The 11,494-nt window shown below is 68.4% G+C and carries 14 protein-coding genes and 2 pseudogenes; 7 read left to right on the forward strand and 9 right to left on the reverse strand.

Translation table 11 applies throughout. The features are described from left to right. Positions 1 to 127: 127 nt before the first annotated feature. The gene (locus ACFVXE_RS33610; RefSeq protein WP_389676951.1) at positions 128 to 1,300 is read right to left on the reverse strand and encodes a thiolase family protein; all 1,173 of its coding nucleotides are present in this window, start codon (positions 1,298 to 1,300) and stop codon (positions 128 to 130) included. A 33-nt stretch (positions 1,301 to 1,333) separates the two neighbouring features. After that, positions 1,334 to 1,609, reverse strand: a pseudogene (locus tag ACFVXE_RS33615) (SDR family oxidoreductase); the annotation flags it as partial. Here ACFVXE_RS33615 and ACFVXE_RS33620 point away from each other — a divergent pair. Together ACFVXE_RS33620 and ACFVXE_RS33625 are read left to right on the forward strand one after the other, a co-directional pair. Beyond that, positions 1,604 to 1,798 (forward strand): annotated as a pseudogene (locus ACFVXE_RS33620) (3-hydroxyacyl-CoA dehydrogenase); the annotation flags it as partial. The pseudogenes ACFVXE_RS33615 and ACFVXE_RS33620 sit on opposite strands and share 6 nt — an antisense overlap. A gap of 182 nt (positions 1,799 to 1,980) precedes the next feature. Then, on the forward strand, positions 1,981 to 3,138 hold the full coding sequence (locus tag ACFVXE_RS33625) for an acyl-CoA dehydrogenase family protein (RefSeq protein ID WP_389676952.1): 1,158 nt from the start codon (positions 1,981 to 1,983) through the stop codon (positions 3,136 to 3,138). A gap of 151 nt (positions 3,139 to 3,289) precedes the next feature. Here ACFVXE_RS33625 and ACFVXE_RS33630 read toward each other — a convergent pair whose 3' ends face one another. Beyond that, positions 3,290 to 3,691, reverse strand: coding sequence for a hypothetical protein (locus tag ACFVXE_RS33630; protein WP_389676971.1), 402 nt, complete (start codon positions 3,689 to 3,691; stop codon positions 3,290 to 3,292). On the opposite strand from ACFVXE_RS33630, the gene ACFVXE_RS33635 reads away from it, so the two are divergent. Further along, a complete protein-coding gene (locus tag ACFVXE_RS33635; protein ID WP_389676967.1) occupies positions 3,588 to 4,394 on the forward strand; it encodes an MFS transporter in 807 nt (268 codons plus the stop codon). The genes ACFVXE_RS33630 and ACFVXE_RS33635 overlap by 104 nt on opposite strands. On the opposite strand, the gene ACFVXE_RS33640 is transcribed toward ACFVXE_RS33635, so the two are convergent. Genes ACFVXE_RS33640 through ACFVXE_RS33655 form a run of 4 tightly spaced genes read right to left on the reverse strand, consistent with a single transcriptional unit; the run spans position 4,354 to position 7,663 of the window. Further along, complete coding sequence (locus ACFVXE_RS33640; RefSeq protein ID WP_389676954.1) at positions 4,354 to 5,229, reverse strand: aldo/keto reductase; 876 nt, start codon at positions 5,227 to 5,229, stop codon at positions 4,354 to 4,356. The two genes, ACFVXE_RS33635 and ACFVXE_RS33640, sit on opposite strands and share 41 nt — an antisense overlap. A 10-nt stretch (positions 5,230 to 5,239) precedes the next feature. Continuing rightward, a complete protein-coding gene (locus ACFVXE_RS33645) occupies positions 5,240 to 5,599 on the reverse strand; it encodes a carboxymuconolactone decarboxylase family protein (RefSeq protein ID WP_389676956.1) in 360 nt (119 codons plus the stop codon). Continuing rightward, positions 5,599 to 6,573, reverse strand: coding sequence for an aldo/keto reductase (locus tag ACFVXE_RS33650; protein WP_389676957.1), 975 nt, complete (start codon positions 6,571 to 6,573; stop codon positions 5,599 to 5,601). Before ACFVXE_RS33650 ends, ACFVXE_RS33645 begins: the two co-directional genes overlap by 1 nt. Positions 6,574 to 6,628: 55 nt before the next feature. Further along, positions 6,629 to 7,663 carry an alcohol dehydrogenase catalytic domain-containing protein gene (locus tag ACFVXE_RS33655; RefSeq protein ID WP_389676959.1) on the reverse strand — a complete coding sequence of 345 codons (1,035 nt, stop codon included), beginning with the start codon at positions 7,661 to 7,663 and terminating at the stop codon, positions 6,629 to 6,631. Positions 7,664 to 7,836: 173 nt separating this feature from the next. On the opposite strand from ACFVXE_RS33655, the gene ACFVXE_RS33660 reads away from it, so the two are divergent. The 3 genes from ACFVXE_RS33660 (at position 7,837) to ACFVXE_RS33670 (ending at position 10,406) form a co-directional block, all read left to right on the forward strand. Next, entirely contained in the window at positions 7,837 to 8,718 is an 882-nt protein-coding gene (locus ACFVXE_RS33660; RefSeq protein WP_389676961.1) for a helix-turn-helix transcriptional regulator, read from the forward strand. 523 nt (positions 8,719 to 9,241) lie between these two features. Then, positions 9,242 to 9,775 (forward strand): hypothetical protein, encoded by a 534-nt coding sequence (locus ACFVXE_RS33665; protein WP_389676963.1) that lies wholly within the window; start codon positions 9,242 to 9,244, stop codon positions 9,773 to 9,775. 505 nt (positions 9,776 to 10,280) lie between these two features. Continuing rightward, positions 10,281 to 10,406, forward strand: a complete 126-nt coding sequence (locus ACFVXE_RS33670) for a hypothetical protein (RefSeq protein WP_389676965.1) — start codon at positions 10,281 to 10,283, stop codon at positions 10,404 to 10,406. Between the two features lie 125 nt (positions 10,407 to 10,531). Here the strand turns inward: ACFVXE_RS33670 and ACFVXE_RS33675 are convergent, their stop codons facing one another. Together ACFVXE_RS33675 and ACFVXE_RS33680 are read right to left on the reverse strand one after the other, a co-directional pair. Further along, positions 10,532 to 10,813, reverse strand: a complete 282-nt coding sequence (locus ACFVXE_RS33675) for a hypothetical protein (protein WP_389676966.1) — start codon at positions 10,811 to 10,813, stop codon at positions 10,532 to 10,534. Then, positions 10,759 to 10,998, reverse strand: coding sequence for an aminoglycoside phosphotransferase family protein (locus ACFVXE_RS33680; protein ID WP_389676969.1), 240 nt, complete (start codon positions 10,996 to 10,998; stop codon positions 10,759 to 10,761). The genes ACFVXE_RS33675 and ACFVXE_RS33680 overlap by 55 nt, the downstream gene beginning before the upstream one ends. On the opposite strand from ACFVXE_RS33680, the gene ACFVXE_RS33685 reads away from it, so the two are divergent. Next, positions 10,897 to 11,172 carry a hypothetical protein gene (locus ACFVXE_RS33685; protein WP_389676972.1) on the forward strand — a complete coding sequence of 92 codons (276 nt, stop codon included), beginning with the start codon at positions 10,897 to 10,899 and terminating at the stop codon, positions 11,170 to 11,172. The two genes, ACFVXE_RS33680 and ACFVXE_RS33685, sit on opposite strands and share 102 nt — an antisense overlap. The last annotated feature ends 322 nt before the right edge of the window (positions 11,173 to 11,494 follow it).

The following is an 11,494-nucleotide window of genomic DNA, read 5'->3' on the forward strand; positions in this document are numbered from 1 at the left end:
CGCCGACGTCGGGGGCTCTCGGCCCGGCTGGGGGGGTTTGGGGGGCTTTCGGGGGGCGGGGGGGGTGGGGGGGGGGGGCGGGTTTCCCGGGGGGGCCGCCGCCCCCCCCCCCCCCCGCGTCGTGGTGTCAGAGGAGTTCGAGGATGGTGGCGTTGGCCATGCCCCCGCCCTCGCACATGGATTGCAGGCCGTAGCGGATGCCCTGGTCGCGCATGTGGTGGACGAGGGTGGTCATCAGGCGTGCGCCGGAGCCGCCGAGCGGGTGGCCGATCGCCATGGCGCCACCGTTGGGGTTGAGGCGCTCGTAGTCGGCGCCGGTGGCGCGCTGCCAGCCGAGCGAGACCGAGGCGAAGGCCTCGTTGATCTCGAAGGCGCCGATCTCCTCAAGCGAGAGCCCTGAGCGCTGGAGTACCTTCTGCGTGGCCGGGATCGGGCCCTTGAGCATGGTGACCGGGTCCGTGCCGGTGACGACCGCGGTGTGGATGCGGGCGAGCGGGGTCCATCCGCGGGCGGCGGCGATCTCGCTGGTCGTGATCAGCAGCGCGGCAGCACCGTCGGAGATCTGCGAAGCGTTGCCCGCCGAGATGACGCCGTCCTCCTTGAACGGCGTCTTCAACCCGGCCAGCGCCTCCAGCGTGCCGCCGCGGCGCACGCCCTCGTCGGTGTCGAAGAGGCGGGTGCTGCCGTCCGTGTCGGTCAGAGTCACCGGGGTGATCTGGCCCTTGAACCGGCCTTCGTCGATGGCCTGGGCGGCCCTTGCGTGCGAGTCGAGCGCGTGCTGGTCCAGCTCCTCCCGGGTCAGCCCGAACTCCTCGGCGATCATCTCGGCGCCGATGCCCTGGTTGAACTCGACGTGGTTGTAGCGCTCGCCGACCAGGGGACCGAATGGCTTGCCGAAATGCCCACCGGCGAGGTTGGCGCCCATCGGGACGCGGGACATGGCCTCGACACCGCCGGCGATGGCGATGTCGTACTGGCCGGCGATGACCCCGGCAGCGGCCTGGTGCACAGCCTGCTGGGAGGACCCGCACTGGCGGTCGATGGTCAGGCCCGGCACGTGCTCGGGCCAGCCGGCAGCCAGCACGGCGTAGCGGCCGATGCCTCCGGACTGCTCGCCGACCTGGGACACACAGCCCCAGACCACGTCGTCGACGTGGGCCGGGTCGAGGTTGGTGCGCTCGGCGAGGGCCCGCAGGACGTGGGCGGAGAGGTCGGTGGGGTGGACGCCCGACAGGGCTCCACCGGGCTTGCCCTTGCCGACCGGGGTGCGTATGGCGTCGACGATGACTGCGTCACGCATGGGTGGTGTCTCCTTGCTGAATGGGTTCGCTCTTTAGCGGGGGGCCATGCGGATGGCGCCGTCGAGGCGGATGACCTCGCCGTTGAGCCTCGCGTTGTGGATGAGGTGCTCGGCCAGCGCCGCGTACTCGTCGGGGTCACCGAGGCGGCTCGGGTGGGGGATCTGGGTGCTGAGGGAGTCCTGGGCTTCCTGGGGAAGGCTGGCGAGCAGGGGGGTGCGGAACAGACCGGGTGCGATGGTGGCAACGCGGATCTTGAGGGAGGCGAGGTCGCGGGCGATCGGCAGGGTCATGCCGGCGATGCCGGCCTGTTCAACACCCCCCTGCTGGCCGGCGCCCCGGAGCCGGTCAAGGCCGCCCTCGGCGCCATGGTCCCGCACCCCGCCCGGCTCGGGGACCCCGACGAGTACGCCGCCCTGGCCGAGCACATCGTCCACAACGCCATGCTCAACGGCGAAGCCATCCGCCTCGACGGTGCCATCCGCATGGCCCCCAAGTAGAGCCATCCCGGAGCGAGTCGTCTCCATGGTGAGCCCGGTGCGAACCCGGCTCACCGGTGCACGGCCGGGGTCTGGACAGGCTCAGGCCTGCTCTCCGGCCCGGCCGTGCACCAGGCGCGGCCCACCACGGTTGCGCCCTACACCGCAGTTGCATCCCACCCAGTGAAACGAAAGAGGCGACCGTGCGCCGCGACCTGTTCAACGAGGACCACGAGGCCTTCCGGCAGACTATCCGCGAGTTCATCGCTAACGAAGTCACCCCGTTCTTCCACGCGTGGGAGAAGGCCGGCCACCCGCCGCGCGACTTCTACAACAAGCTCGGTGAGCTGGGCATCTTCGGCATCGAGGTGCCGGAAGAGTACGGCGGCGCGGGCGAGACCACCATCAAGTACGAGACCGTGATCGCCGACGAGACGGCCCGCGCTGCGGTCAGCTTCGGAGGCTCCGCGGTCCACAGCGGCCTTTGTTTGGGCTACCTGACGCGATACGCCACCAAGGAGCAGAAGCAGCGCTGGCTGCCGAAGTTCGTCAGTGGCGAGGCCATGTACGCGATCGCGATGACCGAGCCGGGCACCGGCTCCGACCTGGCAGGCATGGCGACCAACGCCAAACTGTCCGACGACGGCACGCACTACATCCTCAACGGCGCCAAGACCTTCATCACCGGTGGCATGCTCGCCGACCGTGTCCTGGTGGTCTGCCGCACCTCCCCGGCACCGGCGGAGAATCGTCGCCTGGGCCTGACCATTCTCAACGTCGACGCGCACGCCGCGGGTTTCACAATCGGCCGCAAGCTCGACAAGATTGGCCTCAAAATCTCCGACACTGCGGAACTGTCCTTCGCCGACGTGAAGGTCCCCGTGGAGGACGTGCTTGGCGAGGAGAGCAAGGCCTTCTTCTACCTGGGCGAGAACCTGGTCAAGGAGCGCCTGGTCATCGGCATCAGCGCCGCTGCCACCGCGACCGCCGCGATCAGTTTCGCGATCGACTACACCAAGGACCGTCAGGTCTTCAGCAAGCCGGTGGCCTCCTTCCAGAACACCAAGTTCGTCCTCGCCGAGTGCGCCGCTGAGACCGAGGCGCTCCAGACCATGGTCGACAAGGCCATCGAGCTGTACGACACCGGCGAGCTAACCGCGGCCGACGCGTCAAAACTCAAACTGTTCGGAACCGAGGTCGCCGGCCGCGTCATCGACAAGTGCCTCCAACTACACGGCGGCTACGGCTACATGCTCGAGTACCCCATCGCCCGCCTCTACGCCGACACCCGCGTCAGCCGCATCTACGGCGGCACCAACGAAGTCCAGAAGACCGTCATCGCCAAGGACCTCGGAATCTGACCGAAGGTCGGGTAACAACATCGGGGATCCAAGCCCGAACTCAACCGGTCGTCGGGACAACACCGACCTGTTGGATCAACCGTAGATGCTCATTCAGTGCTTCAGCGGGTGCCTTCCAACCGAGGGACTTTCGGGGCCTGCTGTTAAGAGGTCATCTCGTTTGGGTCGCCGCTCCTGCCAGCGCGGTTGGCTTCTCACATGCCGCGGTCTGGGCCGTACCAAGGCTCGGGGCGTTCGTCGGCGGACATCGGCAGGTGTCGCATTTGCACTGGGCCGGATAGAAGGCTGCGCTGTTGGGACCGGTCATGTCATCACCGATGAGATAGCGGTAGAGCCATTCGGCGAAGCTCATGCGGTGCTCTGCCCAGGTTTCGTCGTAGCTCACCAAGAGCCTGGGGACACTGGTCGCAGAGATGAGGAAGATTGTCTCTCCTCGGTCGGTGCTCGCGATGGGCCACAGCCCGTTGCGGGTGCCGAAGCTCAACTCGTCGAGCCCGAAGAGCTGGCGCGGGTCCTCGTCCGCGTCGAGATCGAGCTCATCCCATGGAATCAACCGTCTCAAGCAATGGCGCGTGCCCGCTCTCGCCGCCCTCACCCGCTGGTGGGCGCCCGACCACGTCCGCGCCCTCACGATCGTCACCCTCGCCGGCGGCCTTGCCTCCACCGTCTTCACACCTGCCACTGCCGCGCTCGCCGACCACCTGTCCTGGCGGGCGACGTACGCCGTCCTCGCCCTGATCCTCGCCGCCGTGACAATCCGAACGCCCCTGGCCAGCGGCACCGCCAACCGCAGCCCACACCGGGTTCGCGGCCGGGGCTCCGGACGAGTGTCGATAGCGGGCATGACCTGCTACAGACCCGGTGAGAGGTCCCGGCTGATCTACGCCGTCCGCGAGTATCGGGGCCGTAAGGACGAGCCGAAGGGCTTCGGCTGGCGGGACTTCCGTGACCTGCTCATCCGCCAAGCAGCCATCACCGCCATCTGCGACGGCATCGAACGCATCACCAAACAATCCCTCGACGCCGCCGGACCCCGCCGGGGCGTTGACGCCCTTGGCGGTCAGGGTGCGGCGGCGAGTACCTCAGCCTCCTGGCCAGACCCGGCTCGAACGGACCGTGGCTGTGAGCAGCCGGGCTCCCTGCCGGTAGGGCAGGGAGCCTGCGGACACAAAGACCGCTTCCCGTCCTTCTGCGCGTGCAGAGCTCCTGGATGGGTCAGGCTTCGGGGATGTCGCGGCCGAAGGCTTCCAGCGTGATGGCGGCGGGTTCGGGGCCGCCGCGGGTGCCGGTGTCGAGGTTGTCGAGGGCTTCGAGTTCGGCGGGGGTGAGCTGGAAGTCGAAGACGTCGAAGTTCTCGACGATGCGCTGGGGGCGCACCGACTTGGGGATGGCGTTGCGGCCCTGCTGGAGGTGCCAGCGGAGCATGACCTGGGCGGGGGTCTTGCCGTGGGCGGTGGCGATGGCGGTGATGACGGGGTCGTCGAAGGTGCTGGTGCCGGTGCCGCGGTAGCTGGTGATGCCGCCTATGGGGGACCACGCCTGGGTGAGGATGCCGTGGGCGGCGTCGGCGGCCTGGACGGCGGGCTGGGCGAAGTAGGGGTGGACCTCGATCTGGTTGACGGCCGGGACCAGGGGCGCCTGCTTGAGGAGTTGGTCGAGGTGGTCGGGCATGAAGTTGCTGACGCCGATGGCGCGCACCCGGCCGTCGGCGAGGAGGGTCTCCAGTGCGCGGTACGCCTCCTGGGTGAGGTCGAAGCGGTCGGGCAGGGCCTGGTGGAGGATGAACAGGTCGATCTGCTCGACGCCGAGCTTACCGGCGCTCTTGTCGAAGGCGTGCAGGGTCTGGTCGTAGCCGTAGTCGCTGATCCAGACCTTCGTCTCGATGAAGACCTCGTCGCGCGGCAGGCCGGAGTTGCGGATGGCGTTGCCGACTTCGCGTTCGTTGGCGTAGGCGGCGGCGGTGTCGATGAGCCGGTAGCCGGTCTCCAGCGCGGAGGTGACGGCCTGTTCGGTGACGTCGGGGGGTGTCTGGAAGACGCCGAATCCGAGGGCGGGCATGGTCACGCCGTTGTTCAGGGTCAGGTGCTGCACGGGGTACTCCTCAGCGGGGCTGGTGGTCTGCCGGGGACGGGGTGTCGGCGCTGTTCTCGGTGACCTGGGCCAGGACGGTGGTGGCGCTCATGGCGGCGGGCCAGCCGGCGTAGAAGGCGAGGTGGGTGATGGCCTCGGCGAGTTCGTCGCGGGTCAGGCCGTTGTCCAGGGCGCGCTGCAAGTGGCCGGTCAGCTGGGCGTCGCGGCCAAGGGACACCAGGGCGGCGACGGTGATCAGGCTGCGGTCGCGCGGGGACAGATCCGGGCGCTTCCACACGTCGGCGAACAGCACGTCGTCGGTGAGGTCGGCCAGCTTGGGCGCGTGGTGGCGCATGAGGTCGGGTGCCACGCGGGGGTTGATGCCGGTCATCAGCGCTCCATCATCTTCATCTGCGCCGGGTTGTGGGTCTGCCCCGCGGCCGGGGGAAGGGCGCTGAGCCGGGCGAGTTGCTCGTCGGTGAGGTGGAGGGTGTCGGCGGCGGTGTTCTCCTCGACGCGGGCGACGCGGCGGGTGCCGGGGATGGGGGCGATGTCCTGGCCCTGGGCCAGCAGCCAGGCCAGCGCGACCTGTCCGGGGCTGGCGTCGATCTCGGCGGCGATGGCGGCGACCTGGTCGGCCAGGTTCAGGTTGTGCTGGAAGTTCTCGCCGGTGAAGCGGGGGTTGTCGGCGCGGAAGTCGTCTGCGGCGAACTGTTCGGGGGAGCGGATCGCGCCGGTGAGGAAGCCGCGGCCGAGCGGGGAGAACGGCACGAAGCCGATGTTCAGCTCACGCAGTACCGGAAGGACGCGGGCCTCGGGGTCGCGGGTGAACAGCGAGTACTCCGACTGCACGGCGGTGACCGGGTGCACGGCGTGGGCGCGGCGGATGGTGTCGGGGCCGGCCTCGGACAGGCCGATGTGCCTGATCTTGCCCTCGGCGACCAGCTCGGCCAGAGCGCCAACGGTCTCCTCGATCGGGGTGCCGGGGTCCACGCGGTGCTGGTAGTACAGGTCGATGTGGTCGGTGCCCAGGCGCTTCAGCGAGCCCTCGACGGCGGCGCGGACGCTGTCCGGGCTGCTGTCGGTGCCGCCCTCGCGGCCGGTGTGGGAGATCAGGCCGAACTTCGTGGCCAGCACCACGTGGTCCCGGCGGCCCTTCAGCGCGCGGCCCACCAGTTCCTCGTTGGTGTAGGGGCCGTAGACCTCGGCGGTGTCGATCAGGGTGACACCCAGCTCCAGGGCTCGGTGGATGGTGCGCACGGACTGCTCGTCGTCGCTGCCGCAACCGGTGTAGCCGTGGGACATGCCCATGGCTCCCAGGCCGATGCGGGAGACGTCCAGGTCACGCAGGCGGATGTGCTTCATGAGGATTCCCGTCCTTCGTTCGGTGGGGTGGTCGTGGTGGACTGGCGCGCGCTGGTCAGGGGCGGACGATGACCTTGAGGGCTTCGCGGTCGTTCATCAGGCGGTAGCCCTCGGCGACGTCCTCCAGGGCCACGGTGCGGTCGAACACGCGGCCCGGGTGGATGCTGCCGTCCAGGATGCGCGGCATGAGTTCGTTGATGTAGGCGCGGGCGGGGGCGACGCCGCCGGTCAGGGTGATGTTGCGCAGGAACTCGGGGAAGCCGAGCGGCACCTCCGGGTACTGCGGGGCGCCGACGCGGCTGATGGTGCCGCCGTCGCGGACCACCCCCGCGGCCTGCACCAGAGCGTCCTTGAGACCCACGCATTCCAGCACCCGCCCGGTACCGCGCCCGCCGGTCAGCTCGCGCACCGCGGCCACGCCCTCCTCGCCGCGTGCGGCGACCACGTCGGTGGCACCGAACGCGCGGCCCAGGTCGGTGCGCGCAGCGTGGCGGCCCATAAGGATGATCCGCTCCGCACCCAGCAGCTTGGCGGCGATGACCGCGGACAGGCCCACCGCGCCGTCGCCGACCACGGTCACGCTCTCGCCCGCCCGGACGCCGGCGGTCAGGGCCGCGTGATAACCGGTGCACAGCACGTCCGAAAGGGTGAGCAGGTCCGGCAGCAGCTCGGAATCCTCACCGACCGGCAGCGGGACCAGGGTGCCGTCGGCAAAGGGGACGCGGGCGGCCTGGCCCTGGCCGCCGTCGACGCCGTTCACGCCCCACGGGCCGCCGTGCTCGCAGGAGGTGTGCAGCCCCGCGCGGCAGTACTCGCAGGTGCCGTCACTGTAGGTGAACGGGGCCACCACCAGGTCCCCGACCTTGACGCTGGTGACCTGCGGGCCGGTCTCCTCGACCACGCCCAGGAACTCGTGGCCCATCTGCCGCGGCGTATCGGTTAGTGGTTGTGACTTGTAAGGCCACAGGTCGCTCCCGCAGATGCACCCGAGCACGATCCGCACCACCGCGTCGGTGGGCTGCTGGACCTTCGGGTCCGCCACGTCCTCGACCCGGACGTCACCGGCCTGGTGGAGCAGGGTTGCACGCATGGACTCAACTCTCCCTAACAGGGGCTGACCCGGCACCCGGGTCGGCGGCACCCCTCATCGGCTGCCTGCTACCCAGCGAACACCGCACACCGCCTGATCGGGGGCGCCAAGCGGACCCTGGCAGGGTCCCCCACCCCCGAGTCCCATGAGGCGCCCGGACGTAGTGTCGAGGCATGGACCGACGCAGCGAGATCCGCGACTTCCTCACCACCCGCCGCGCCCGGATCACCCCCGAGCAGGCCGGCCTCACACCCTCCCCGCTCGCCGGAGCACGCCGCGTCCCGGGCCTTCGCCGGGAGGAAGTCGCCCAGCTCGCCGGAGTCAGCGTGCCCTACTACACCCGCCTGGAGCGCGGCGACGCCCGCGGCGCCACCGACGCCGTCCTGGACGCCATCGCCAGCGCCCTGCAGCTGGACGACGCCGAACGCGCCCACCTGTTCGACCTGGTCCGCACCACCAACGCCACCACCGCCCAGACCCGCACCCCCCGCCACCCCGCCCGCCGCACCCTGCGCCCGGAACTGTGGAACATGCTGGAGGCCATGAACGGCGTCCCCGCCTACATCCGCAACGGCCGTCTGGACCTCCTGGCCGGCAACGCCCTGGCCCGCGCCCTGTTCGCACCCGTCTTCGACAGCCCGGCCCGCCCGGTAAACTCCGCCCGCTTCACCTTCCTGGACCCGGCCGCGCCCGAGTTCTACCCCGACTGGGACGCCGTCGCCGACCAGAACGTCGCCACCCTGCGCGCCGAAGTCGGCCGCAACCCCCACGACAAGGCCCTGTCCGACCTCATCGGCGAACTCTCCACCCGCGGCGACACCTTCGACCGCCGCTGGGCCCGCCACGAAGTCCGCCGCCACCGCGCCGGCGCCAAACGCATCACCCACCCCCTCGTCGGCGACATGACCTTCAACTACGAGACCATGCACCTCACCGCCGACGAGGGCCTGTACCTCATCATCTGCGGCGTCGCCCCCGGCAGCCGCGACGCCGAAGCCCTCAACCTCCTCGCCAGCTGGAACACCACAACGACGACGTCCCCGTCCAACACCTGACGCGGCCACCACCGCGTCCGCGCTCGCGCCGTTCGTCGGTGCACGCGCTGGTGGTGGACAAGAATGCGTGAACGCTGACGGTCCCCGAGGCCGCCGCCCCTCCCTGCAATCGAACGAACCTGTCACCCTTCGCGACCGCTCCCCAAGATCTGTGCCAGAACCTCCCAGAGATCGACGAAGCCACCTCCGATACTCACTGGGAGGCGTCACTGCTGCGTCCAGGGGTCGCGAACGGTCCCTGCCAGCACGCCGCAACCGCACCAGCCCGCCCTGCGTCCGGGCAAGTGAAAGCTGAACCCGAGATCAACTCGCCATTGACGGAAGGTAGATTCCAGATCCGCAGGTCAGAACGGGCTCTGTGCCACGGTTCGCGAGTTCCTGCCACCGGCTACGGGCCACCCGCGCTTTCCGACAAGCGCGCGGCGGTCTCGAACCTGGCGGACCTCAGGCACCTGCCCGGCACGGCCGGCGGTCTTCACCGTCCCAGCATCCCACCCGTACTTTTCTCGAAGGAACACCCCACATGCTCCGCCTCAAGCGCCTCGCCGCCTCGGCCCTCATCACTGCCACGGTTGTGACCGGCACCTCGCTGGCCACCGCCACCACGGCCTCCGCAGCGAGTTACCAATGCAAGACCAGCAGCGCCTCCGTCGACAACCCGGCCTACTCCGGTCCCTACTCCGACAACTACAACTTCGACGTCAAGCTCTGTGCCAAGCGCTCCGGCGGCTACATATACGCATACGCCAAGGTCGACTTCGAGGGACCCGTCTGGTACGTCAACCAGACCGACACCCTCGACGCCGCCCGCTTCCACCTCCAGATCAAAAAGTCCGTATCCGGCACCGACCCCGTCGTGAAATCGGCGAACTACACCGGCCTCGAGTACAAGCTCGAACATGGCAACACGGCAGGCAACGGCAGCTACACCACCGGGACGATCAAATACAAGGCCGGCTCGAGCCGCTACCTCGCCGACGGCGTCATCCAGCTCGACTGGGACGGCGACGGCAAGGGCTATCGGAACACGAACTTCAGCGCCTCCCCGACCGTCTAAGAGGGCAGTTCGTGAGTCTTTGAGTGATTCTGTCATCGCCCGATGGTGTGGGTGCGGGCGGAATTCCGCTGGTCCGCAGCTGGTGGTCTGTTGGGGTGGCCGTGTGAGTGAACGCAGGTCGTACCCAAGCGACTTATCGGATGAGCAGTGGTCGTTAATCGAGCCGGTTGCTGCGTCGGCTCGACGATCCGGAATGGCTGGAGTGGCCGCGAGACTACAAGCGCCGCGAGACCGCCGTTCTGTTCGGCGGCCTGGTGGCACGGCTCGAGGGCGACTTCTCAGCTCGGTGCCTTACTGAGCAGGACACCAAGGACTCCAGCGAGTACGGACGCGTCGTCGTGCCCGCGGAAGCAACCGTCTGTGGGACTCGGATCGTGGTCTGCGTGAGCAAGTTCGGGTCGCTCGCCCTGGTCTGTGCAGACAACCCGGAGCCTTTCTCGGTACCGAAGAGGCCCGAGCCGAAGGCGAGCTGGACTCTGCTGATCTTGACCAGGTCGATCGGGCGTTGGTCGACCTCGGGTACATGGTGGTTCCCGAGGAGCTGCTGGAGCGCGACTACGACGGGCTGAGCCGGCTGGCCTTGCACGTCCAGCGCCCCAGTTGGCGTGACCGCCTCTTCGGCATCCTCTGACGATCACGGCCCAAGGGCCAAGTGGTGGCGCGGGTGGCTTCGTCCACGAAGAGATGGCTCTGGCACATATTCCGTGACAGTTTCACTCTACGTATTCGAGTTCTGCAGCCTCAAATCGATCCCGGTTAGCGTAGAGCGTTCGCGAAGACAGCGCGGTTGGCGGCTGCGTGTTCGTGTTCACGCCGGGACCAGGCGATCCGGGGGACGATCTGCTCGCTGTCAGCCACGCGTGGGTCTGGAGCGTTGAGGTGCTGGTGCCACCAGAGGGCGTTGTGGTTCTGGCGGTCGAGGATGGCGTCGACGAGGTTGCCGCGCTCGGAGGTGTCGAGCCCGTAGGAGTCGGTGAGAATCCTTACCTGGTGTGCCTGTGCGTGGGGGATGGGACTTGCGGCTTGGAGGAGATGCACCAGGTCCAGGCCATGTATCCGAGGTCTTCCAGGGGGTTGCCAGGTGCTGCTGTATCGAAGTCGATGAAGGCCACCGGTCGACCTTGGTGGAAGACGACGTTGTTCGGGCCTGGATCGTGCTGGCAGACGACCGGAGATGTCCCGGTAAGGCGGCTGCTGCGAGTGGCTTCATGCAGCGAGCGCAGAAGAGCGCCGGCAGCCGCAACCTGATCGTCTTTCCAGAGCTGGAATCTGGCTGGCACTCGGCCAGGCACGTAGGTGAATGTGTCGCGGCCTGCGCTGTCGAGTCCGAGATACCGTGGTGCGCCTTTGAACTTGCGTTGTTGAAGGTGGTGCAGCAGTTCGGTGACGAAGACTGATCTGGCAGTGACCGGCCTGCGGACGGTGTCGCCAACGCGGACGACCCCCGGAGTGATACGCCCTCCGGACAGTGGAACTTCGCCCTCTCCTGTGTGCATGACACCAGTTTCTCGCATTCTGGCTGCTCCGGGTGACATCCGTTTGAGCGTCGAAGCTCGTTCACGGAGCGAGCAGCACGCGTTTCCGGAGGAGCTGGAATCCGGCGCGGCCGAACATCTGGCGTTTAAGACCGACCGGCAAATGGTGGCGCTGCCTGACGGCCGGTCACTCTGGGCATGAGTACAGGCACGGGCCTGAGTGATCATGGAGTTCTCTACGCTC

The organism is Streptomyces sp. NPDC058231, from assembly GCF_042882275.1.
In the GTDB taxonomy this organism is placed as follows: domain Bacteria; phylum Actinomycetota; class Actinomycetes; order Streptomycetales; family Streptomycetaceae; genus Streptomyces.